Origin of the sequence: Helicobacter sp. MIT 05-5294, assembly GCF_000765675.1 — a bacterium.
Lineage (GTDB): Bacteria > Campylobacterota > Campylobacteria > Campylobacterales > Helicobacteraceae > Helicobacter_D.
Genome location: NZ_JRPA02000003.1, coordinates 90134 through 112907 on the forward strand (window position 1 = coordinate 90134; position 22774 = coordinate 112907).

The 22774-nt window shown below is 39.1% G+C and carries 23 protein-coding genes and 1 pseudogene; 2 read left to right on the forward strand and 22 right to left on the reverse strand.

Features of this window, described 5'->3' with window-relative positions:
• Window positions 1-318 precede the first annotated feature (318 nt).
• The 12 genes from LS69_RS02655 to LS69_RS02710 form a co-directional block, all read right to left on the reverse strand.
• On the reverse strand, window positions 319-1260 hold the full coding sequence (locus tag LS69_RS02655; protein ID WP_138121855.1) for a KpsF/GutQ family sugar-phosphate isomerase: 942 nt from the start codon (window positions 1258-1260) through the stop codon (window positions 319-321).
• Window positions 1261-1271: 11 nt separating this feature from the next.
• Window positions 1272-2573: an SLC13 family permease gene (locus tag LS69_RS02660; RefSeq protein WP_138121856.1), complete on the reverse strand. Its 1302-nt coding sequence runs from the start codon at window positions 2571-2573 to the stop codon at window positions 1272-1274.
• 55 nt (window positions 2574-2628) lie between these two features.
• Complete coding sequence (locus LS69_RS02665; RefSeq protein ID WP_238699073.1) at window positions 2629-3792, reverse strand: ARMT1-like domain-containing protein; 1164 nt, start codon at window positions 3790-3792, stop codon at window positions 2629-2631.
• A gap of 14 nt (window positions 3793-3806) precedes the next feature.
• Window positions 3807-4343, reverse strand: coding sequence for a DUF3972 domain-containing protein (locus tag LS69_RS02670; RefSeq protein WP_138121857.1), 537 nt, complete (start codon window positions 4341-4343; stop codon window positions 3807-3809).
• A 2-nt stretch (window positions 4344-4345) separates the two neighbouring features.
• Window positions 4346-4846: a 5-(carboxyamino)imidazole ribonucleotide mutase gene (gene purE, locus LS69_RS02675; RefSeq protein ID WP_138121858.1), complete on the reverse strand. Its 501-nt coding sequence runs from the start codon at window positions 4844-4846 to the stop codon at window positions 4346-4348.
• Between the two features lie 11 nt (window positions 4847-4857).
• Entirely contained in the window at window positions 4858-5043 is a 186-nt protein-coding gene (locus tag LS69_RS02680; protein WP_138121859.1) for a hypothetical protein, read from the reverse strand.
• Window positions 5043-6362 (reverse strand): hemolysin family protein, encoded by a 1320-nt coding sequence (locus tag LS69_RS02685; RefSeq protein WP_138121860.1) that lies wholly within the window; start codon window positions 6360-6362, stop codon window positions 5043-5045. The genes LS69_RS02680 and LS69_RS02685 overlap by 1 nt, the downstream gene beginning before the upstream one ends.
• 133 nt (window positions 6363-6495) lie before the next feature.
• Window positions 6496-7440 (reverse strand): YihY family inner membrane protein, encoded by a 945-nt coding sequence (locus LS69_RS02690; protein WP_238699074.1) that lies wholly within the window; start codon window positions 7438-7440, stop codon window positions 6496-6498.
• A gap of 85 nt (window positions 7441-7525) precedes the next feature.
• On the reverse strand, window positions 7526-8365 hold the full coding sequence (locus LS69_RS02695; RefSeq protein ID WP_138121861.1) for a biotin synthase: 840 nt from the start codon (window positions 8363-8365) through the stop codon (window positions 7526-7528).
• A complete protein-coding gene (locus LS69_RS02700; protein ID WP_138121862.1) occupies window positions 8362-8769 on the reverse strand; it encodes a pyridoxamine 5'-phosphate oxidase family protein in 408 nt (135 codons plus the stop codon). Before LS69_RS02700 ends, LS69_RS02695 begins: the two co-directional genes overlap by 4 nt.
• Window positions 8770-8803: 34 nt before the next feature.
• Window positions 8804-11035, reverse strand: coding sequence for a type I DNA topoisomerase (topA, locus tag LS69_RS02705; protein ID WP_138121863.1), 2232 nt, complete (start codon window positions 11033-11035; stop codon window positions 8804-8806).
• A 175-nt stretch (window positions 11036-11210) separates the two neighbouring features.
• Window positions 11211-12053 carry a 3'(2'),5'-bisphosphate nucleotidase CysQ gene (locus tag LS69_RS02710; protein WP_138121864.1) on the reverse strand — a complete coding sequence of 281 codons (843 nt, stop codon included), beginning with the start codon at window positions 12051-12053 and terminating at the stop codon, window positions 11211-11213.
• Between the two features lie 148 nt (window positions 12054-12201).
• Here LS69_RS02710 and LS69_RS02715 point away from each other — a divergent pair.
• Window positions 12202-13335 (forward strand): annotated as a pseudogene (locus LS69_RS02715) (glycosyltransferase); the annotation flags it as partial.
• A gap of 113 nt (window positions 13336-13448) precedes the next feature.
• On the opposite strand, the gene LS69_RS02720 reads toward LS69_RS02715, so the two are convergent.
• The 4 genes from LS69_RS02720 to LS69_RS02735 all read right to left on the reverse strand — a co-directional run bounded on the left by LS69_RS02720 (window position 13449) and on the right by LS69_RS02735 (window position 17631).
• Entirely contained in the window at window positions 13449-13763 is a 315-nt protein-coding gene (locus LS69_RS02720; protein ID WP_138121866.1) for a hypothetical protein, read from the reverse strand.
• 81 nt (window positions 13764-13844) lie between these two features.
• Window positions 13845-14597 carry a phosphocholine cytidylyltransferase family protein gene (locus LS69_RS02725; protein ID WP_138121867.1) on the reverse strand — a complete coding sequence of 251 codons (753 nt, stop codon included), beginning with the start codon at window positions 14595-14597 and terminating at the stop codon, window positions 13845-13847.
• A 71-nt stretch (window positions 14598-14668) separates the two neighbouring features.
• Window positions 14669-15298: a gamma-glutamyl-CDP-amidate hydrolase gene (locus LS69_RS02730; RefSeq protein WP_138121958.1), complete on the reverse strand. Its 630-nt coding sequence runs from the start codon at window positions 15296-15298 to the stop codon at window positions 14669-14671.
• A complete protein-coding gene (locus tag LS69_RS02735) occupies window positions 15295-17631 on the reverse strand; it encodes a PEP-utilizing enzyme (protein WP_138121868.1) in 2337 nt (778 codons plus the stop codon). Before LS69_RS02735 ends, LS69_RS02730 begins: the two co-directional genes overlap by 4 nt.
• A gap of 123 nt (window positions 17632-17754) precedes the next feature.
• On the opposite strand from LS69_RS02735, the gene LS69_RS02740 reads away from it, so the two are divergent.
• Window positions 17755-17940, forward strand: coding sequence for a hypothetical protein (locus tag LS69_RS02740; RefSeq protein ID WP_138121869.1), 186 nt, complete (start codon window positions 17755-17757; stop codon window positions 17938-17940).
• A gap of 32 nt (window positions 17941-17972) precedes the next feature.
• Here the strand turns inward: LS69_RS02740 and LS69_RS02745 are convergent, their stop codons facing one another.
• The 6 genes from LS69_RS02745 to LS69_RS02770 all read right to left on the reverse strand — a co-directional run bounded on the left by LS69_RS02745 (window position 17973) and on the right by LS69_RS02770 (window position 22726).
• On the reverse strand, window positions 17973-18743 hold the full coding sequence (locus tag LS69_RS02745; protein ID WP_138121870.1) for a class I SAM-dependent methyltransferase: 771 nt from the start codon (window positions 18741-18743) through the stop codon (window positions 17973-17975).
• Window positions 18744-18790: 47 nt separating this feature from the next.
• Window positions 18791-19588 carry a class I SAM-dependent methyltransferase gene (locus LS69_RS02750; RefSeq protein WP_138121871.1) on the reverse strand — a complete coding sequence of 266 codons (798 nt, stop codon included), beginning with the start codon at window positions 19586-19588 and terminating at the stop codon, window positions 18791-18793.
• Window positions 19589-19655: 67 nt separating this feature from the next.
• The gene (locus LS69_RS02755) at window positions 19656-20210 is read right to left on the reverse strand and encodes an adenylyl-sulfate kinase (RefSeq protein ID WP_138121872.1); all 555 of its coding nucleotides are present in this window, start codon (window positions 20208-20210) and stop codon (window positions 19656-19658) included.
• Window positions 20201-21316, reverse strand: a complete 1116-nt coding sequence (locus tag LS69_RS02760; RefSeq protein WP_138121873.1) for a DegT/DnrJ/EryC1/StrS family aminotransferase — start codon at window positions 21314-21316, stop codon at window positions 20201-20203. The genes LS69_RS02755 and LS69_RS02760 overlap by 10 nt, the downstream gene beginning before the upstream one ends.
• Window positions 21317-21319: 3 nt before the next feature.
• A complete protein-coding gene (locus LS69_RS02765; protein ID WP_238699075.1) occupies window positions 21320-22300 on the reverse strand; it encodes a Gfo/Idh/MocA family oxidoreductase in 981 nt (326 codons plus the stop codon).
• A 9-nt stretch (window positions 22301-22309) separates the two neighbouring features.
• Window positions 22310-22726, reverse strand: coding sequence for an acyltransferase (locus tag LS69_RS02770; protein WP_138121874.1), 417 nt, complete (start codon window positions 22724-22726; stop codon window positions 22310-22312).
• Window positions 22727-22774: the final 48 nt, after the last annotated feature.

Genomic DNA, 22774 nt, shown 5'->3' on the forward strand with positions numbered 1-22774 from the left:
CAATAATGTTTATAGAGAATTTTGTATTTTATAAAAATCTGCATAATCATAAGCTTAAAATTAAACAAATAGTAAATGAAAGCTGATATTAAGCATAATTTCAGGAAATTTTCACACAACGAATTTTATGAAATTTTAGCCTTGAAAATCTGCTAAATCATTTTTGATTTGGTTTTTAAGGATCTTGGATTCTGCATTCTATCTCGCAGAAAAGCACTCTGCAATGCAGAATCTCAAGGGATTCTTTAGAATTTAAGCTTCCAAAAAGCAAAACATAGCATTAAAATAGAGTTAAAAACACTACCAAAGAATCCCAAACTACACTCTACCGATTTCATAAAGCTGCACGACGCCTACAAGATGCCCATTATCTTGGACAACTAATTCTTTGATTTTGTGTTCTAGCATTAGCGATTCTGCCTCTGTCGCCATTGTATCACTTGGAATCGTCTTAGGATTTTGCGTCATAATCTCACACGCTGCGCTTTCAAACTTCTCCGCGCTCAAAGCTCTCCGCAAGTCCCCATCTGTAATGATTCCTAACAATTTATCATTTTCAACTACCAAGCACATACCGAGTTTTTTAGAAGTCATTTCAGAAATCAAATCTTTAAAAGGCGTATTTGGCGCAACAAGCGGTAGATTTTTGTTTATCATTATATCTTTGACACGCGTTAGCAGTTTGCGCCCTAAACTCCCACCGGGGTGGAATAATGCAAAGTCTTCCGGCATAAACTTACGCGCACGCATTAAAGCCACTGCGATTGCATCTCCCATCGCAAGTGTTGCAGTTGTAGAGGAAGTTGGCGCAAGTTGCAAAGGACAAGCTTCTTTAGATACACTGACATTCAAAAAATAATCGCTTTCTTTCGCAAGTGTGGAATCCGCTTTGCCACTCATTGCGATTAAAGGAATCTTACGCATTTTGATAGAGGGAATCAAGCGCAAAATCTCTTCGCTTTCTCCGGAGTTTGAAATCGCAAGCAATGCATCTTCGCTTGTTAGCATACCCAAATCCCCATGCAACGCTTCTGCTGGGTGCAGAAAGAAACTAGGCGTTCCTGTGCTTGCTAGAGTTGCGGCAATCTTCGCCCCAATATGTCCAGATTTTCCCATACCGCTAATCACCAAACGCCCTTTAAGATTCAAAACTTTTGCAATCACCGCATTAAATTCTTCTCCTACAAAAGATTTCAACCCCAAAATCGCGTCCGATTCCAAATCAAACACTTCTTTTGCTATGTTAGTCCAATCTTGCATTTTTCTCTCCTCTACAATAAAATCGCGCCAATCGTTCCACCAATAATCAATGAGGTATTATACATTAAAAAAGTTGGCACACAAGTATCCCAAATATGATTGTGTTGCTTATCTGCATTTAATCCCGCAGTAGGTCCTAAAGTGCTATCACTTGCGGGGCTTCCTGCATCACCTAATGCACCTGCGATTCCAACTAGCAGAATAATTGCAGCAGGTGAAAAACCAAGCGCAGTCCCAAGCGGACAATAGATTGCCGCGATAATTGGAATCGTCCCAAAAGAGGTGCCAATCCCCATTGTAACCAATAATCCCACAAGCAACATCATCAAAGCTCCACCTAATTTTCCCCCCGCAAGAGTTGCAACATATTCTACGAGCGAATGGATTGCTCCTGTTTCTTTCAAAACCGCGCCAAATCCCGCAGCAACCAACATCACAAAAGCAATGAACGCCATCATCTTAAAGCCATTTTCTACGACTTCATCAATCTCACCCCAAGCGATTCCGCCAAGCAATACCATTACAAGGATTCCACACAATCCTCCAAGAGGCAATGAGCCAAGCCAAAGCTGCACACCAAAAGCCACAATCGCGCCCAACAATACCGCAAAGTCTTTGCGTTGCATACGAGGGGATTCCAGCATTGCAAGAGAAGTTTCATCAAGATAAGTGTTTTGATACTCACGCGGCTTACGATAAAACACAAAAATCGCCAAAAGCAAACCTACAAGCATACTCAATCCCCCAATCCACATTACGCTTGATACATCTGCCGCGCTGACAATAACCCCATTTTGGTTTAGTTGGTCGCGCAAAATATTATGAAAAATCAAACCAAATCCAACACTAAAACTCACATAAGGAGCTTTTAAACCAAAAGTAAGTGCACAAGCAACCGCGCGTCTATCAATTTTTAAGCGATTCATTAAAGGCAACAAAGGCGGAATCAGAATCGGAATAAATGCAATATGCACAGGAATGAGATTCTGCGAAAAACAAGCAAAAAAAGCAATGGAAAGACAAAACATTAGGCGACGATTGCGCACGAATCTAGCAATATAGGCAATTAGAATCGCAGTAAGATTTGTCCTTGCAATCGCGCTTGCAAGTGCACCAAGTAAAATATAGCTCAACGCGGTTTCAAGATTCCCCGCCATTCCAGAAATCAACAAACTAATGCTTTTCTCTAGACCAATTCCCCCAAGCACTCCCGCAACCAAAGCAGAAATTAGAATCGCAAGAAGCACATTAAGACGACTTAAACACAGCACTCCCATCAAAAAAATGGACACAACAACAGGATTGGTTAGCATTGATTGCCTTTGTGAAAATTTTAAAAGGGAATTTTACTTAATATAGACTTAAAAACTAGCAAGGATTCTTTGAATTTAGAATCGCGTGTGAATTAGGATTCCAAAACACAAAATCCCCCAAGTTTTTTTGTAAATAATTCTTCACCACATCGCATTTAACTTTAAACAAGAAAAAAACTCTTTTATCAAGTCTTGCCGCACTTTCCATAGATTCAAGATTCCCCATACCTTTTGCCAAAATCAAATCAGCTTGTTCGTAGAGATTCCTTGCATTACTAGAAGCGAAAGATTTTATAAAGCCCGGACTCATCACTCCACTATCCACGACTTCTGCGAGATGAAAAATTGCAGAATCCGTGTTTTTTAAATCCACCAAAGTAATATCGTTGATGATTTCTGCCCCACGAACGAAATAAAAAATCTTCAGTTTCGGATAGAGTGCCTTAAGCACACAAATCAAAACCTCATCAAACTCATTTTCTCCTGCATTATCTCCTATAATTATGAGATTCTTAGCCTTTTCTAAACCGCACATAAAAGATTCTAAATCAAAAACAGCAAAGGGAGATTGTAGAATCTTTTGTGCCTGTTCTTCTAGGCTAAACTGCGTTTGTGCGCCATAATCTAAGACATTCCCAAGCACACAAATCCGAATCGCAAATTCCAAAACTTCCCTTGCTTTAGCGTTATTTTGCAATTTATCTTGCAGGGATTCTAAGAATTGCTGTTTGTAAAGTCTTGCTTTGTCAATACTTTGTTTTTTGATTTGCGCATAAGGTGCAGAGGTATTTAATGCCTTACAAATCTCATCATATACGAGGACTGCTAACATTGTCGGGGGAATCTCAAAATCATTTTCTTCCAAATCTTCTTCCCATTTCTCATCGGGAATTTGATATTTAGGATTCTTTGGAATCTCGTGCTTAGAAGAAGTCAATGAGATTGCGTATTGGGTTTCAAAAAACTCCCGCAGCAAATCTTGCAATCTTCTCTTATCCTTTGGTGTCAATGTGTAATTTTCATTATGCGCGTCTTGGAATCTCAACTCTTGAAAATCCTCCAAGTTTTCAAAAATAGCTTTGACTGCCTCACGCGCTTTTTGTTCCATTTCAAAGGAATCTTGCAGATTCTTATCAGATTGTTTGCATAGGATTCTTGCAGTAGATTGTGCTTGTTTTAGCAAACATTCTAAACACTCATAAGTTAAGTAAATCTTCAATCCTTTACAGACTTTTAAGGCTTTGGCAAATCCTCTTGCACAGCACCTTGTTCTTCACCGGATTCCTTAGCCTTAGCGTCAATCGCCCTACCCCACATCAGCTTATATTTGCGTTTCAAGAAATCAATCTCTTCTTGCGCTGCACGCAGTTGTTCTCGCAGAATCGCAATCGTCTTTTTGTCATCTTCATAGACTTCTTGTGTATTAAAAAGCGCGTCTTTTAGAAATTGGTTTTCGTTCTTGACGCTTGAAATCGTCTCTTCTTTAGAACTCACTACTTTTTCGTGCAAACTTAAAATAGTGCCGATAGTTTTCTCCACGAATCCACTATCCACCGCGCTACTTACAGCCGTATCTCCTTGCACCATCACTGCGCCACCGCTTGTAATGCCACTTTTAACCAAAGCTTGTGTTCCACTTCCTGCGTCAATGAAAAACTGCCCATTTTCTTGTTTGCTTTTGAGTGTCCCATTTGCCACCATTTCTAGCACTTTTTCCTTTTCTAACTGCGCCAATTTCATAAACTCATCTATTATGACCCAAGTTTCCATTATCAAGCCTTTAAAATCACTTCAATATCACTAGAATCCAATTCTACATTTTTGGCTTTCATCACACGATCTTCTTTGAGTTTTCCGCCCAATTCTGCATCACTTAGTGCCAAGATTTGCATTGCGAGATACGCGCTATTGACTGCGCCTGTCTTGCCCAAAGCCACCGTAGCAACAGGCATACCAGAGGGCATTTGAACGGTGGAAAGCAACGCATCAAGCCCCTCTAATGCGCCTCCTTTAAGTGGCACGCCAATTACGGGTTTCGTTGTCATGGAAGCAACAGCTCCTGCTAAATGTGCTGCCATACCTGCTGCTGCGATAAACACTTTCGCGCCTTTTTGTTCGGCATTTTGGACATATTCTTTCGTGCGATTAGGGCTTCTGTGCGCGGAGCTAATAATCACTTCATAAGCGACATCAAACTTCTTAAGAACCTTAATACACTCACTCATTACTTCATAATCACTCTTACTTCCCATTAAAATTGCTACAAATTCCATCATTTCTCCTTTTATAATGCTGATAGCGAAAGCCCAAGCCCTAATAAAAATCCGCCTACTAAAGTGAATAAAAATAAATAAAAAAACAAATAAATAAAAGTCGGCATTAAAACAAGCCACCAAGACCATTGAATCTTATCTGCCAATTTTAACCCGATAAAAAGAAGTTGCAACAGCATTAAAAACCAAGCAAACATCACGATTCCTTTGAAGTTTTTCTTGTAGCTCTCAACCGCACGATTCTCGCGCCTTGTGTCGCCAACACTTCATATTCACAATATTCATCACTAATCATATCTCCCACCACAGGCATACGCTCCAACAAATTAAACACATATCCTCCAATGGTTACTTGTTCGGTATCTTTTTCAAACTCAATCCCCAATATATCCGCCACACGCTCCAAATCCAACATACCATCAAAAGAATAGGAATCCTCATCTATTTTGTGATAGTCCTCGCTTTTTTTGTCGTGTTCGTCGCTAATATCGCCAATGACTTCTTCTAAAATATCTTCCATTGTGAGCAATCCCGCTGTCCCGCCATATTCATCTACAACAAGCGCAGTATGGATTTGACGACGATTCATTTGAATCAAGATATTAGAGATAGAAGCACTCTCTGGCACGATGATAATCTCTCGAATCAGACTTTCTAAATCTTTGGAAGAATTTTCGCTTAGCATTGTTTCAAGCAAATCACGCAAATGCACCATTCCGATGATATTATCCTTGCCCTCTTTACAATAAGGATAACGCGTGTGTTTTGTAGAAGTTACGATTTTCATATTTTCTTCATAAGTATTATCATCATACAAGCAAATCATATCTTTTCTGGGCGTCATAATCTCCTTTGCCATCGTATCAGAAAAGCTCACGGCATTTTGGATAATCTCATTTTCTATTGTATCCAAATAGCCTCCTTTAAGGCTTTCTCCTACGATGATTCTAAGTTCTTCTTCAGAATGCGCGTTTTCTTCTCCCTCACTTGCGGGTTTAATGCCCATTTTGTGCAAAGAAAAAATAGCAAGATAATCAAAAATGCGAATCAATGGGAAGAAAAGAATCCAAAACATATGCAAAGGCTTCGCGACAAACAAAACAGCTTTTTCGGCTTTGGCAATCGCGACAGATTTAGGAATCAACTCACCGGCTACAACATGCAAAAGCGTAATCAAACTAAAAGCAATCACAAAGCTCACCGAATGAAGCAATACAGGATTATCTCCCAAAAAATATTTAAAAGAACCTTCAAGCAAACGCGCAATCGCGGGTTCTCCTACCCAACCTAATCCCAAAGAAGAAAGTGTAATGCCGAGTTGCGTTGCAGAAAGATAAGAATCTAATTTTCCTGTAATCTTAAGAGCTAGTTTTGCGCTTGGCACTTCGCGTTTGCTTAATTCTTCTAGGCGGGAGCGACGAATCTTGACGATTGCAAATTCAGAAAGCACAAAAAAACCATTTAATAGCACCAAAAACAATGCAAAAAGAGCCAAAAGAAACGACTCGGTATCCAAAAAAACTCCTTTAAAAATGGAAAAATAGAAAATTTTGCAATTTTAGCATAATTTTTTTAACGAAAGAAAACTTTATCTTCAATCCATCTTTTTTAATCTTATTTCACTTTTCATCACTTTTTAGTTTTAAGCCTTATATTTCACATTTTCTCGCGTTATTTTGAGATTCTGCCTCTTCGTTTTCTCCCTCTAACTCGCGGATAAACACCTCATCAACGCCCCTACTCAAGCTCATACCAAAAAGCAGAATCGCCCATGAGAGATACACCCAAATAAACAAAAATAGCAAAATACTAAGCGAACCATAAAGCGTCAAATAGGCTTTGTTATAAAACACATAATACACAAATCCCCATTTACAAATAGACCATAAAAGCGCAGTAATAAGGGAGCTTGTCAGAGTGTTTTTGTTGCTAATTTTCGTATTTGCGGAGATTTTAAAAAGCATAAAAAACACCGCCCACACAACCAAATAAGGAATCAGTTGAAAAAACCAAGCAATATAGGTGCTAAAGCCGATTTCTTGCAAATACGCATAGGCTTTCGCGCTTAGATAAATAGAAAACAAAATCCCCAATGGAAAAAGCGTCATACAAGTCCAATATACCGAGATAGAATCCCAAAAACCACGCGCTTTAGAATGAAAAATTTTCCCAGCAATATCTTGATAGTTTTTGAAAAACAAAATAGAAGTAATAAACGCGTAGAGGAATCCCATTCCGCCAAGCTTTGTAGAGTTTTGCAAAAAGCTATCCATATAGTTTAAAAACACATCAGAATGCGTAGGAATGAAATTTGCAATGATCAGATTCTTAAAACTCTCCAAATATTCCTTAAACTCCGGCATTGCCGCGACGAGAGAAAAAATAATCAACAGCATAGGAAGAAGCGCGAAAATCGTATAAAAACTAAGAGAAGAGGCAAAATACAGCAAATCACCCTTTAAAAATACATACAAATACCGCACAAGAAACCAAAGCTTCTTGCCAATACCCTCCAGCCACTCTGTGCCAAACCACTCCAATAAACGCGAAATTTTGCTGCCTTTTTCGTTGATTTCTTCGTGTTGCGATTCCACTGCTATCCTTTTGTTATTAATCCATCAAAACCGATGATTCCGCCATTACAAGTAAAAACATCTACAACACCACAATAATAAAATTTTACTCACAGCTTGTTGCGATTTCATATCCATAGGACTTAATGCGCTCCACTTCGTCTTTTGGGGTATTGCCCTTAGTTGTCAGATAATCCCCCAAGACCACTGCATTAATCCCGCATTCAAACAGCATTTTTTGGTTATCTCCAAACACTCGCTCCCTCCCTCCAGCAATCATTAATCGCGCATTAGGCAAATACTCACGCGCCAACTTTACGCATTCTAAGGCTTCTTCTTGGCTTAGAATCTCTTGGCTTAGAGGCAATGCAGGATTAGGGATAAAAAAATTAATCGGCGTGGTGTGTGGGTTTAATGTGCGCAAAGCAGAGAGTAAATCTATCCTATCTTGCCAACTCTCACCAAGCCCAAAGATTCCACCACTACACAATCCAAGCCCAGCTTTTAGGGCATTTTCATTCGTCTCATACCGCTCCGCAAAACTATGCGTAGTGCAAATTTTAGGAAAGAAATTTTGGCTTGTCTCTAAATTATGATTATAACTCGCGATTCCAGCTTTCTTTAGCTCCATCAGCGATTCAACACTCGCGATTCCACTACAACCAATCAAATGCAAATGCAATCCGCTTTTTACGATTTCACGCGCCGCCTCTGCGATATATTCTGTTCTCTTGCTATCAAGATTACGTCCGCTTGTAACAAGACAGAATCCAAGCGCACCATTTTCACTCGCCCTTTTGGCTTCTTCTAGGATTTGAGGAATAGGCTTGTATTTATAGCGGTCTATGTCTGCATTATACTTCGCACTCTGTGTGCAATACGCACAATCTTCGGCACAACTTCCACTTGAAACATTGCAGATTGTGCATAAAAAAATCGGACTCATTTGGATTCCTTGAGGACTTCTTCGCGTCCATCAAAACTTTGAATCTTAATGCTAGGATTCTTAAAATAAAATACTTCAAACTCCGGATTTTGTGGCGTTTGGCAGATTTGCTTAACCAAAGGATATTTTGCAAACATTGCCTCTTTAACAGCAAGATTGTCTTCAAACACAATCTCCGCGCGGATTCTAATCCAAGTGCCGACATTATCATAAGCGCAAAGCTCCACATTTGGAAAGCTTTGAATATGCTTAAACAAGCCTTTTTTATTAGAAGTGCAAGAATAAAGCTTCCCTCCATAAAACAAAGGAGACTGAATCGGGCGCACACGCGGATTTCCACATGTGCCTTTAGTCGCCAAAAATCCTACATTTTTATCCAAAAATTCTAAAACTTCTTGTGTCATTTGATTCCTTTTTGTTTTAAGATTTTAATTCCCCTTATGCCTCGGGGTCGTCAATTCTTTCTTTGCAAGAAATACATTCTAATATCGGCTTCTTGCGGAATGTGCGCCTTGCCATTAAGGATTGGCATTTGGGGCAACGATAATTTGTCGGAGGGAAATTTGCCAAAAAATCGCATTTAGGATAATTCGCACAACCATAAAACTTCCCGCGTCTTCCCATACGCTCTAAAATCTCTCCCCCACATTTAGGACACTCTACATTCTCTAGCTTTTGCGGAACGAATCTCTGCGCAGGATTGAGCGGTTTGGCGTTTTTGCATTCAGGATAGCCACTACACGCGAGAAATTCCCCATTTCTTCCGCGTTTTTTAACCATAGGCTTACCGCATTTCTCGCATACGCCCAAATCTTCAGATTCCTCATCTGTGGCATTAGAATCCTTTTGGATAAATTTACATTTCGGATAACCACTACACCCGACAAACTCACCATATCTGCTACTTCTACGCACCAATTCTTTACCACAAAGCGGACAAAATTCGCCTGTTGGGATTGCGATTTTTTGGCTTTGAATTTTTGTTTTGCCCTCGCTAATTTTTTGGATAAATGGCTCGTAAAAACGCCATAGCAACTGCTGCCAATCTTGCTTGGATTCCGCAACTTCGTCTAGCTTTTCCTCTAACTGCGCAGTAAATTTAGAATCCACAATTTCATTGAAATGTTGCTCCAACAACTCTACGACTTTAAACGCAATCTCTTGAGGCTTGATTTGCTTTTTTTCTATTGCGATATAATCCCGTGAAGTTAGCAAAGAAATCGTGGGTGCATAAGTGCTTGGACGCCCGATTCCTAAGGATTCCAAAGTCTTAATCAAACTCGCTTCAGAGAATCTCGCAGGTGGTTCTGTTTGATTTTTTTGTTCTTTGCATTTTTCTAATTTCATCGCACTTCCGACTTTTAAAAGTGGTAGCAATTTGTCTTTATCCTCGCTACCAAGTACACGATAAAAGCCATCAAACACGAGTTTGCGCCCTTGTGCTTTTAGTAACGCACTCTCACTTGCAATCCACAAACTTTGCGATTCAAACTCCGCATCACTCATTTGCGAAGCAAAGAATCGCTTATAGATGAGCGCATAAAGCTTTAATTCATCACCTTTTAAATACTGCGCTGCAACTTGTGGCGTGAAGTCCATTAAAGTCGGACGAATCGCTTCGTGCGCTTCTTGTGCGCCTTTGGATTTAGTCGCATAGATTTTGGGCTTACTTGGCACATATTCCTTACCATAAGTCTTGGCAATCACCGCCCTTGCTTCATCTTGGGCAATCTTGGCGATATTCAAACTATCCGTCCTCATATAGGTAATCACTCCCATTGAGCCTTTATGTGTCATTACCCCCTCATAAAGCTTTTGCGCAGTTTGCATTGTGCGAGAGGGTGAGAATCCCAAACTAGAACTTGCCGCTTGTTGCAAAGTAGAAGTCATAAAAGGCGGAGGCGTTGCACTTTTGCGTTTTTTGTTTTCAATCTTTTGAATCTTGAAATTTGATTTTTTAAGGGATTCTACGATGTTTTTTGCTTCTTCTTGACTTTGAATACTTAGTTTTTCCATCTTCTTACCGCCAAATTCTACCAACTCCGCTTCTATCCCACTTGCTTTGTTCTCTAACTGACCAAAACTGCTTTCAATCACATAATAAATAACAGGCTTGAAGTTTAGAATCTCTTTTTCTCTATCTACGATAATTTTTAACGCGCTACTTTGCACCCTACCCGCACTTAAACCGCGCTGAATCTTAGAGGAAATCAAAGGGCTTAAACGATAGCCTACGATTCTATCTAGCAATCGTCTTGCTTGTTGTGCATTGACTTTATCCATATCAATCAAGCGCGGATTCTTCAAAGAATCCTCTATCGCCTTTTGGGTGATTTCGTGAAACACGATTCTAGGCAATTTTTGCGGGTCTTTTTCTATTGCTGTAGCAATATGATAACCAATCGCTTCTCCCTCTCTATCCTCGTCGGTCGCGATATAAATTTCTTTGGAATTTTTCGCCAATTTCTTTAGCTCACTCACTACTGCCTTGTGCGATTCGTCAATCTTGTATTCTGGGATAAAAGTTTGGTTTTCTATTTTGATTCCAAAAGTGTGTTTTGGCAAATCACGAATATGCCCTTTTGAGGCAATCACTTCATACTTTCCGCCCAAAAAATTTTTGATTGTTTTTGCTTTTGTCGGGGATTCCACGATAATTAAACTTTTCAAAATCTCTTACCTTAAAACTTTAATGATTTAAAATTTTCTAATCATACAAAAATTTACACTAAAATTTCAAGATTCTTTAAAAGATTTCATTGTAAATTATTTGGTATGCAAAGTGTGGATTGCCGCAACTTCTGCGAAGTCTCGCAATGACGACTAGGGCTTCATTGCGCTCTTGTTAATCCCTCACAAAATCCCTATAAATCGCACCGCCTACTTGAGCTTTAGCAAACGCGATAAAATGGTGATTTCTCACGCTTGGTTTGTTGTATTCCAAAGGATTTTTGGTGAGGCAATCAAGCATAACGCCACCGCTTTCTTCTAGAATAATATCACTTGCTGCGGTATCCCATTCGCTCGTGCCATTAAAGCGCGGATAAATATCCGCCCTGCCCTCTGCAAGTGCGCAGACTTTAAGCGATGAACCATACTTTTGCACTTTTAAATCGTATTTTTGGATAAATTCTTGCGTTTCTTTCGCGCTATGAAACACAGAATCACACGCGATGATTCCTGAATCTTGCACGATTCTATCGCCATTAAGTTTGCGTTTGCGCGATTCTAGCCATTGGGCATCAATGCCTTTAGAATTTAGCGCGTCTTGTAGCATAGTAGATTCATAACCAAAACTCCCAAAGTCTTTTAACGCAATAAAAAGTTGATGAAATGCCGGCGCATAGACGACACCTAGAATCGGGCGTTTTTGATGGATTAAGGCGATATTAATCGTCCAACCGCCATTTTGGGCTAAAAAATCTTTCGTGCCATCAAGCGGGTCAATCAACCAATAATACTCTAAATTTTCGCGCTCCTTAAAGTCCAAAACCGCCTCTTCTGAACAGACTTGATAGGGAGAATGCGCTTTTAATTCGCGCATAAGAAGCGCATTGGATTCCAAATCCGCTTGAGTAATCGGCGAAGAATCGCTTTTGAGTTCAAAATCCTTTATCCCATAATATCGCATGGCGACTTTCCCGGCTTGAAGCGCGATGAGCGCACATTGATAGAGTAAATGTTGCATTGGTTTGCCTTTGTGCTTGAATCAAGTTTAATTTGTATCCAATTTAAACTTTAAAGCTTATCAAAATTTCGCCCAAACTTAAAGAATCGCAAAAAAATTTGATACAATAGCAAGACGCAAACCTAAGCTGTAAGGATTCTATACAAAAATGGATTTTTCTAAAATTTCTGTTACAATACTTGTCAAAAATGCCCAAAAAACCCTCTTAGAATGCCTAGAATCTTTGAAAAATTTTGATGAAATTATCCTGCTGGATAACCAAAGCGACGATGATACACTAAAGATTGCTACAAATTTCAAAGAAAATTTCCCGAATCTCCACATTTATAGTAGCGAATTTATCGGCTTTGGTCCTTTGAAAAACCTAGCCCTCTCTTATGCAAAAAATGAATGGATTTTAAGCATTGATGCTGATGAAGTTTTGGAATCTAGCTTCCTAGAGGAGCTTAAAAGCCTTTCGCTTGAAAAAGAAAATATCCTCGCACTGCCTAGAAAGGATCTCTACAGAGGCGAATGGATTAAGGCATGTGGCTGGTATCCTGATTATGTCTATCGCCTTTTTAACAAAACTTGGACGCGCTTTAACGATAATGCAGTCCATGAAAGCCTGATTTGCCAACCCAATACGAAGATTATCAAAACCCAAAACGGCTTGAGGCATTACGCGTATGATAGCATTTATGGTTTGCTAGAAAAATGCCAAAAATACTCTAATCTTTGGGCGCAACAGAATCTGCACAAAAAAACTTCAATGAGCCAAGCTGTGATTCGTAGTATTTGGAAGTTTTTTAGGGATTATTTTTTAAAGAAAGGAATCTTTTATGGTTATAAAGGCTTTGTGATAAGCTTTTGCAATGCTTTGGGCGTGTTTTTTAAATACGCTAAGCTGTATGAGCTAAAGCGTAAGATTCCGACTTGTTCGCTCATCATCACAACTTATAACAGCAAGGACTGCTTGAAATTGGTGCTTGAGAGCGTCAAAAAGCTTGAGTTTTATCCCAATGAAGTTTTAATCGCAGATGATAGAAGCACAGAAGACACCGCCGCGCTGATTCAAGAATATCAGCAAAACTTCCCTTGTCCCTTAAAACATATTTGGCAAGAAGATGAGGGATTCCGCTTGAGTGCTATTAGAAACAAAGCCATCGGAGCTGCAATAGGAGAGTATTGCATTATCATTGATGGGGATATGATATTAGAGCCTCATTTTATCAAAGACCATTTGGATTTTGCTAAACACAAAGTGTTTTTGCAAGGTTCAAGAATTATCTTAGATGAGAGAAGTTAAAAATCTAGTGGGGCATTTTGTCTAAAAATTTATCAATTTTTAACCCAAAATAGGTCATAAAATTGCTATGTGCTGAACCACATTTTGGGTATTTTGCGAAGTCGCTATCATTCATAATATGCACAAGGATAAGTCGCACTTAAGTGCTTTGCTAGATTGTTAAGCTTTTGACGCACAACCCCACTGATAGAATTGCTTAAAATATGAAAAACATAACCCTCATTTTGATTTTCTTTGTTTAAACTTGCAAAATCAAAATTCCGCACATTTGCATAAGTCTCTCCAAACTCCGCACTTAAAGTTTTAGTCTCACAAATTTCTTTAAATGTCTGTTTGGCATTGGTATTTTGGATAATACTTGTCATCAAAACTGCTGTGTAGGGAATATAATTTTCGTCCGCACTAAAAACAATATGGAACATATTTTCTCCTAGTCTTATAAAACTCTGTGTCGTGGTTTATTGCATAACTATATTTTAACTAAATCTCATACAAATTTACTCTCAAATCTCCAAATCGCTTTTAAAGTCAATCTCACACCAACCACCATAAATCTCCACCGCTTTAGCATTATCAAATGCATCAATCAATCCCTGCAAAAAGCTTGTCATATACATATTATCAAAGTCCTTACCATCATATAGCGCATTTCTATCAAGCTTATCATAGAATCCTAAAACTTGTGGCAAAAACTCACACGAAAACTTAAAAAGCCCGATATACTGCCCCTCTATTTCCTCATAACTCATAGGTTTTTTGCCAAGCTCTTTGATGTTTCCAGATTCAAGCTTCAATGTCTCCGCATCATCAAGAGGATTTTCAAATCTCTTTTCCCACAATGTGCGCCAGTCCTTATCCACAACGATATTTAAATCTCCTTGCGATTGCGCTAATGTCTGCACAATGTCTGCACTATACACAATATCCGCATACGACACGACCAAGTCCTGTTTCTCTCTCACACAAGATTCTATAAACTCCCGCGCACAAAAAAGCGTTTGCACCATATTAGTTTTATCAAATTTGGGATTTTGATAAAGTTTTGTAATGTCAAATCGCTCCTGCACATAAGTTTGCAAGACTTCAAACAAATACCCGCCCACAACTGCAATCTCGCTAATCCCCGCTTCTCTTAGCGCACTAATCTCATAATCAATAATTTTCTTCCCGCAATATTCCACCATACATTTTGGATTCCCTTTGGTTAATGGCATAAGCCTTGAGCCAAACCCCGCTGCTAAAATCAATGCTTTCACTCTCAATCTCCTTATGAATTTCTCTAACTTTTAGACAAAATTAGCCCAACCTGATTTTAATAAATTCAAAACTACCCGAAAGATTTCTTTGCCACTCCAAGCCATTCTTGAAAAATTTTGTCATTTTCCATACCATTTGTGCGTTCAATATGCCACATTAGCCCAAAAATCGGCTTAGTTTTATGCCTAAAAGCCTCTATGCTATCATCTTGTGCCTTCGCTAGAGACTGCAAAGAATCCCCGAGTGTGGTAATTCCATAATTATGAAAAGAATTTACGATAAATTCTCTGTTACTTTGGGATTCCATCACTTGATGATTGCCGATATGCCCATCTAGGGATTTTAAAGTAGAGTCAAAATACTCCGCGATTCTTTGCGCCCCGCGACAGATTCCAAGCAAGGGAAGAGATTTTTGCATACAATGCGTGATAATCTCACCCTCATAATCATCACGCATTTGGGAAATGGGATTATCATTTAAAGAAGCTAAATCATTCCCACCACTTAAAATCACCCCCGCTAAAGATTCGCCTAAAGTTTGCGCATAAGTTTTAAAAGGAATCGCATAACTTAATGGCAGAGGCAAGAATCCCAATAGAGAGGCATTGAAAAATTCCCCCCATTCCACACTTAAGGCTTCCCTTATTTCTACATAACTTTCGTTTTCTATAATGCGTTGAGAAATTGCGATGAGTTTCATAAGACGATAATCTGCCCACTTTCGCAATCTAATTTAATGCGCTTTGCTTTTATATATTTTTCAAACGCCTCTTCACCCACGCCAATAGCAGCAGGCAATCCTAACTCACTTGCACGAATTGCCATATGGGAGTTTGCGCCACCATAGCAAGTAATCAATCCCGCGATTCCTTTAGCAAAAAGATAATCAAATCCCGGGTCAGCAGACTCAATAAGGACAATCTTATCCTCTAGCTCACTCTGACTAGTTTGCGCCACCATAGCACTTATAGACTTTTGTGTAATAAAATTTGGCACGATTTCTTGCTCAAAAAAATGGATAATTTGTGCTCTATCAGTGATAAGCATAGGGAGTTTTAATGCCAAAGTCAAGGCGTATTCCTCTTTGTGTCGCTTAATCTCTTCTAAAAACCGCTCTTTAGGGCTTTTAGAATATAAAGACGCATAGAGATTTAGGATACTTTGAATATCCAAATGTGCCATCTCTTCTTTTGGGATTCCATAGTATTCCCCAAACTCGCCGATTAATACAAGCGCACGGGAAAGCAATCGCGTAAATTCAAATTTCGCATATTCTCTCCCTTCAATCGCCTTTTTTAGAAATTTTAAAAACTCTTTTGCTTCAATCTTCAATCCATGTTCGCTTAAAAGTGTATTTAAGGATTCTAGCTTTTGTTTTGATAAAACAAAATGGGAATCTTCTAGATTTAATTTTTGTTTAGAATCCAAATCAAAATAACTCTCAAAACTCTCATCATAGCGCGGACTTAAAATATTATAAGTTGAAGGGCGCAAATGCCCAAATTCCGCTAGAAATTCTTCTTTTGTTTCACTATCAAGATGAGCGACTTTTATGCTCAAATTCTTACTCACCGTGCTTAGAGAATTTAGGAAATCATGCTTTTCTTGATGCGTAAAGAATCCAATCTCTACAAGAGAGTTTAGCAAACTCATTGCGACAAATCCAGCCCTTGCAATCCCAGCAAAAGGCAGCGTCCCATATCTTTTGCAAGATTCTAGTAGCCAATAGATTTTATCAAGTGTTGGGAGATTAGAATCCTCTAATTCTTGATAGATTCCTTTAAGCTTTTGAATCTTTTTTAAGTCTTTTAAATATAAGCCCTTTTTGGGATTAATGATAGAATTTGTTAATTCCAACAAAGCAAATTCTAGCCGCTTAATCTCATTTTCATTGAATCTTCTCTCAAGCAAAACTCTAAGTTTATTTGGGATATTTAAATCATAGCAAGAAAATACGATATTAAACTCTATTTTATCGTGAAATTGTGGGTTTGCCTCCAATGTATCCAAATAATAATCTACAAGTTTGGAGGCGATTTTTTTGTTTAGAGTTTTGGGGATAAAAGAATTAAACGAAAGCCGCACATCAATGTATGGAATCCCCAAAAAAGAGTGCATTAGCGGGTGCGAACGCAAAGCCAAATATCCATAATTATCTCTCTGATACGCCCAAATATTATCCGTGATAATTTCTTTATACAAACTCAACGCTAGTCGCTTGGGCTTAAGCCCCAGAATCTCTGCAGGATTCCAATCGGGCATTACGCCAAAAATAGTGCGCTTCCCATAAACATCAGGAGTCTGCTTTTGCAAGGAAACAAAACGCTTTTGTAGCCTCTCCAAAACCTCCAATGGCAACGCATTGTAAAGATTTAGTTTAGATTTAATCACTAAAGGACGCACTTGCAAACAATACAAATCTTGCTTTTTATCAATGGCAAATTCCACATCTAAAAATGGGCAATCAAATAAAACTTCCAACTCTTTAAGCATTTTTATGACAGATTGAAGCGCGAAATCATTAGGTAACTCCGCGTCTTTATGGCTAAAAAAGCTTAATCCCTTTGCGCTCCCATCTGTAATGGAGCTATTAGACCCACTTTTATCGTATTCAATACAATAATAAGGTGCGAGTGTATCTTTGTCCGCACTCGTTGCCACACCACACATTGCAATATTTTCCAACATTGGCTGGATTAAAATTTCATCGTCCAAATTTGGCATTGAATTACCAACCTTTACCAAACTTGCTTTTAAGGTTTCTATGTCATTGGGAGCGACATTTGGGATACTCAAAAATGCACCTGCATTGGAGGATTCCACACTATCTTCACTCTTGGAAGAACTACGGATAATCAAAAGATTTGTAGGATTATTTTGGGTGAGCTTTGCAATAGATTCTAACACTTTGTCTTCATTTTCTTGAATCTCTTTCATGCTGGTAATAACAAGCGGTAGAACTTTGGCATTTTTCAGGATTGTTTGCAGCATTAAGAGATTTTGCGCTTTGGAAACAAATGATAATCTTTGCATTCTTTGCCTTTTTAAAAGTCTTGGGTGGTATTATAGCTTATTTATGCTTTGATAAGAGAAACATTGGGTTGGGATTTCATATTGCGCTTTGCTTTGCCTTGTGTCATTGCAAGAAGTTACTCAATGCAACTTGGTGGTGTGCAATTTGTGAAGCAAATTTTACCCGCGCTATGCAAATCTACGATGTTGAATCAAAGGGATTCTACTATGGAATCCCTTTCCCTTATTGCTTGTTTGCTTTCATTAGTATTTGACTTTTTGGGATTCTGCATTGTTTCGCATTGCCTTGTGTCATTGTATGAAGCGTAGCGACAAAGTAATCCACACAATCTTAAAACAAACTAAACTTTCCTTGCGCTCCAGCACCGCGTGGTGTATTTGATGTCAAATTCTTTGGGCAAGGCTTCTTGCATTTTGGCTGTGATTTTGGCAAAAATCTCCTGCCCCTCTTTGGTTTCCAAATCCCAATAAGGATTCTTGACGCTTTTCCACGCATTGAGATAATTCTCTAAACTTTGGTGAAAATAAAAATCCTCTTCAAGATAAAGGATATTATCAAACAGCTCTTTATGCTCTTCGATAATCGGTCTTTGGTCTTCTCTTCTCACACCTCGTGTGTAGTTTGGCACGATTTCCATAATCACATTTTCCGCCGCTTCTTGAATCTTGTCTTTCAAATCCCGATGATTCCACATACAAGAAAAATAACAATTCTCCTTAAGCAGTCGGTGCGCTTCTTTGAGGGCTTCTACCCTATCCATGACATTAAAACTGCTTCCAAAGGTAACCCAATCAAAACTCCCACTCTTCAAAGTAGAATCCACACCTGTAGCCCTCACCCACTCTATCTTTTGCCCTTTAGTGCGCTCTAGCCCAATCTCACGCATTGCGTCATTTGGCTCGACACTCACGACTTCACACCCACGCTCCAAAAGCATAATGCTTAGATTCCCTGTGCCTGCGCCAATATCGGCTACTTTTATGGACTTCGCACCCTTGTCAGAGGCTAAAGCTATGAGCATATCAATACTTTTTGGTGCGTAATTAGGGCGATAGCTGTAATATTTTGCATGTTTTGTATAATCCCAAACTTGTTCTACGATTTTTTCCATTGTTGTGTTCCTTATCACTCTTAAGGCTAGAGCGATAAGGAATCACATCATGCTTTCCTCACACTCCAAGCCCGAATCTTATAGGGGATTTCTATGATGTCTAATCCTTTGATTTTAGATTCAATCATTACTAGAATCTCCTTCCACCTCTGCTCTCCCGCTTGAGCTTGAATATCATTGACAGAATGCCACGCTCCAAGATAACGCGCTTTGTCCATTACCTCAACATAATCACATTCCATAAAAAAATAATCCTTAAAATCACCCGTGGAGAGCAGAATCTCTTCCCATTTTTTTACATTTTGTGTCCCGCTGCTCACTCGAGCAAGCTCTGGAACAATATGTTTAATCTCTTCTTCAATTTCATAAAATACAGAATCCTCTAGGATATTTCTAGGATTCCATATAGCAGTGAAGTATTGCCCCCCCCCCGCGCGGGATTCTGAAGCCTTAGAATCTTTTAAGATTCTCGCAAATTCTGGCAAAGATTTTGCAGGGTCAGTCCAATGGAATGAGCTTGCCATAATCACCCAATCCGCGATTCCACTTTGCACACCTGTTTCCTCTCCGCTGCCTTTTTGCCATTTGATATTTGTGCCTTTGGTGTAGGTAATGCCCTCCTCGCGCATATTATCATTTGGCTCTACGGCAATCACTTGCATTCCAAACTCACTTAGCATTTTGGTGAGCTTCCCTGTGCCTGCGCCGACTTCTACGATTTGTAGATTTTCTAATGGCTTTTGCGTATCATTGATACAAGCAATCAATTTTGACAACAGCATCGGACTATAAGCGGGGCGATTATGATAATGTTTCGCCACTTGCGTAAAATCACCTTGTCTCATTTCAAACCTCCTAAAGATAAAATTGCAGATTCTCTAAAATCTCTCTGCGAGATGATATGTCGCTTCATTATGTGCATTCTTGCTCCTTACAAATTGATAAAAACTCTTCAATTTGATTGAAAATATCCTGCACTTTTTGTTCTAATCCATTTGGAGAGGAATTTTGCAAAATTATATCTGCATTTGGCTCAACAAAAGGAATATCCACACCTACAACATTTTGGATTATGCCTTTTAAAGCACCGCTATAAAGCCCTTTTTGGTCGCGCCTTTGCAATTCTTCTAAAGAACATTCCACATAAACTTCCAAATAGTGTTGCAAAGTTTCTCTATTGTATTTATAAATCTCATCAAAAAGCGAAATTGTGGTTACAACCACAACCAAACCTTGTGAGCTTAAGAAATGCGCAAATTTTGAGCGTTTGAGCGCAACTTCAATCCTTCCCTGCTTATCGTATTCAAAATGTCCCAATAGCTCACGCAATTCATCACCATCTAAATAAACGACATTTGGAATCTCGCTTTTGATTGCCTCATATAATGCCTTACCAAGTGTGCTTTTGCCACTTCCTGCCAAGCCACAAAGCCAAACTACAAGTCCTTTACCCTCTTTTACCCACATACGGCTTCCTTTACCGCCTTAATCACTTCTAATACTTCCAAATCACTTAAATGCTCACCCATTGGAAGCGATAGAATCTCATCTTGCCAAAGAGAAGCGTTTTTGCATTTGGATTCCGCAATAAAGGGCACATTAGAGTAAGCAGGAGTATTTGGCAGCGCGATAGGATAATGTAAACCATATTCAATGTCGCTTTTTTTAAGAGATTCCATCACCGCTTGACGATTCTTCACGCGAATCACAAACAAATGCCACGCACACAGACAAGAATCTTTAATGTGGGGCAAAACAATACTTTCACAATCCTTAAGCCCCTCTAAATACATTTTTGCCACCTCTCTGCGCCTTATATTCCAAGATTCCAAATGTCGCAGTTTAACGCGCAGAATCGCAGCTTGTAGATTATCAAGTCTTGAATTTCTCCCTACGATTCTATGCTCATATTTCTTCAACCCCCCATGATGCGCGATTTCTTCACAATGCTTTAGCAATTCTGCATTGCAACTTACAATCGCCCCGCCATCACCATACGCACCAAGATTCTTTCCGGGATAGAAGCTAAAAGTCGCAATATCTCCAAATCTTCCCACACATTGTCCATTAAACCGCGCTCCATGCGCTTGTGCACAGTCTTCAATCACGCGGAGATTCTTCTGCCTAGCAATCTCCAAAATCTCGTCTATCTTAGCGCTTTGTCCATACAAATGCACAACCAAAATCGCACTTGTTTGCGGAGTGATTTTGGAGCGTAAATCCTCTAAATCTAGCGTATAATCCTCTCCACAATCCACAAACTGCACTTTAAGTCCATTGCGCACGACCGCTTCGGCACTTGCGGCAAAGGTATTTGCCGGGACTAGCACCACAGAATCCTTTGGCAAATGCAACGCTTCTATTGCAATCTCAAGCGCGTCCGTGCCATTAGCGACACCCAAAGCCTTAAGCGCATTGCTCCTATCATCTAAATACTGCGCAAACTCTTCTTCAAACGCGCAAACCTCACTACCACCGACAAATGCACCACTTTCAATCACGCGCGTGATTGCGCTATCTATTTCCTCTTTAATACCCAAATACTGCTTTTTTAAATCCAAAAATTTTACCATACTCTATCCTATCTTTGAAATAAGCTCTAATGCTTGAATCACGGAAATAATCCCTTGATGATTCTCCCTTGGTTTTTGTTTATCCATAATGCAACTTACAAAATAATCCACAGAATTACTTAAAGACATTTTGTTTAGTAGCTTTGGAGTCTCCTCTTCACCATAGCGATATTGCACCATTTTTTCATACAATTTCGCCTTGCCAAACTCTTCATTGAGTATTACTCCAGCGTTATAAAGCCGAATCTTATCGTTTTTGGTATCATCATAAAGTGCGGTGAGGTTCGTCCCTCCAATAATCATTTCACGAATCTTAACAGGACTAAGCCATGAAACATTGATACCCACTAGCACACCATTAGCCAACTCTAAATTGACATCACCAAAAGCATTATTGGGGAAAGTCCCATATTTTTTAATAAAAGCTGAAGCCCTTTTAATATCAAGCCCCACTAAATACTCAATGATAGACAAATCATGCACAGCCAAATCCCACAAAACATCAACAGCACTTTGAAATAAGCCAAGATTGATTCTCCGCGCATTAATATAAATAATATCTCCAAATTTGGATAAATTTTTCTTAAGATATTTTACGGGTTCAGAATACACAAAGACATGGTCTGCCATTGTGATAAGATTATTTTTATCGGCTATTTCTAGTAATTGATATGCTTCACTTAAATTAGTCGTATAAGGTTTTTCTATGAAAGTATGCTTTTGAGCATTTAGAGCTTGTAACCCTACGCTAAAATGTGTTTGGGGGGGCGTTGCGATAAAAACCGCCTCTATATTCTCATCACCAAGCAAATCTTTAAGGTTTCTAAACTCCTTAAAAGCGTATAATTTGCGTGCCTCCTCTAGTCTATCTAAACTCAAATCAAAAATACTATAAAGCTCCAACCTATCATTTGCCACAATCGTTTTTGCCAAATTAATCCCCCAATAGCCATAACCAATCAAAGCTACTTTCATCTTTTCCATACCCTTACCTTATAACTCCCTTATTAATCGCGCAGGATTCCCCGCATAAATACCCTTTTTGGTAATATTCTTAGTTACCACACTACCCGCACCTATTACCACTCCATCACAAATCTCAACAGGCAATATTGTAGCATTAGAACCAATGCTCACGCAATTCCCAATTTTGGTCTCTCTCCAAAATGTGGAATCCCTGCCCGGACAGCCTTTCTCAAACAAATCATTGATAAACATCACCCCATGCCCAACAAAGCAAGATTCCCCAATCTCCACAAGTGAGCAGATGAAACTATGGCTTTGGATTCTACTTTTTGCCCCAATTCTCACATCTCTTTGAATCTCTACAAAGGGACCAACAAACACTTCATCGCCAAGCTCACATTCATAGAGATTGCAAGGTTCTACAATTTTAACATTATTGCCCATTTTTACATCTTTAATCTGACTTTTCAACAAAGTAAAATTTCCTCCCTC

Coding starts and splice junctions, on each gene's coding strand:
- LS69_RS02655 (WP_138121855.1), bottom strand. CDS start 1,260: ATGCAAGATTGGACTAACATAGCAAAAGAAGTGTTTGATTTGGAATCG.
- LS69_RS02660 (WP_138121856.1), bottom strand. CDS start 2,573: ATGCTAACCAATCCTGTTGTTGTGTCCATTTTTTTGATGGGAGTGCTG.
- LS69_RS02670 (WP_138121857.1), bottom strand. CDS start 4,343: ATGGAAACTTGGGTCATAATAGATGAGTTTATGAAATTGGCGCAGTTA.
- purE (WP_138121858.1), bottom strand. CDS start 4,846: ATGGAATTTGTAGCAATTTTAATGGGAAGTAAGAGTGATTATGAAGTA.
- LS69_RS02680 (WP_138121859.1), bottom strand. CDS start 5,043: ATGTTTGCTTGGTTTTTAATGCTGTTGCAACTTCTTTTTATCGGGTTA.
- LS69_RS02695 (WP_138121861.1), bottom strand. CDS start 8,365: ATGAGTCCGATTTTTTTATGCACAATCTGCAATGTTTCAAGTGGAAGT.
- LS69_RS02700 (WP_138121862.1), bottom strand. CDS start 8,769: ATGACACAAGAAGTTTTAGAATTTTTGGATAAAAATGTAGGATTTTTG.
- LS69_RS02710 (WP_138121864.1), bottom strand. CDS start 12,053: ATGCAACATTTACTCTATCAATGTGCGCTCATCGCGCTTCAAGCCGGG.
- LS69_RS02720 (WP_138121866.1), bottom strand. CDS start 13,763: ATGTTCCATATTGTTTTTAGTGCGGACGAAAATTATATTCCCTACACA.
- LS69_RS02730 (WP_138121958.1), bottom strand. CDS start 15,298: ATGAAACTCATCGCAATTTCTCAACGCATTATAGAAAACGAAAGTTAT.
- LS69_RS02735 (WP_138121868.1), bottom strand. CDS start 17,631: ATGCAAAGATTATCATTTGTTTCCAAAGCGCAAAATCTCTTAATGCTG.
- LS69_RS02740 (WP_138121869.1), top strand. CDS start 17,755: ATGCAACTTGGTGGTGTGCAATTTGTGAAGCAAATTTTACCCGCGCTA.
- LS69_RS02745 (WP_138121870.1), bottom strand. CDS start 18,743: ATGGAAAAAATCGTAGAACAAGTTTGGGATTATACAAAACATGCAAAA.
- LS69_RS02750 (WP_138121871.1), bottom strand. CDS start 19,588: ATGAGACAAGGTGATTTTACGCAAGTGGCGAAACATTATCATAATCGC.
- LS69_RS02755 (WP_138121872.1), bottom strand. CDS start 20,210: ATGTGGGTAAAAGAGGGTAAAGGACTTGTAGTTTGGCTTTGTGGCTTG.
- LS69_RS02760 (WP_138121873.1), bottom strand. CDS start 21,316: ATGGTAAAATTTTTGGATTTAAAAAAGCAGTATTTGGGTATTAAAGAG.
- LS69_RS02765 (WP_238699075.1), bottom strand. CDS start 22,300: ATGGAAAAGATGAAAGTAGCTTTGATTGGTTATGGCTATTGGGGGATT.
- LS69_RS02770 (WP_138121874.1), bottom strand. CDS start 22,726: ATGGGCAATAATGTTAAAATTGTAGAACCTTGCAATCTCTATGAATGT.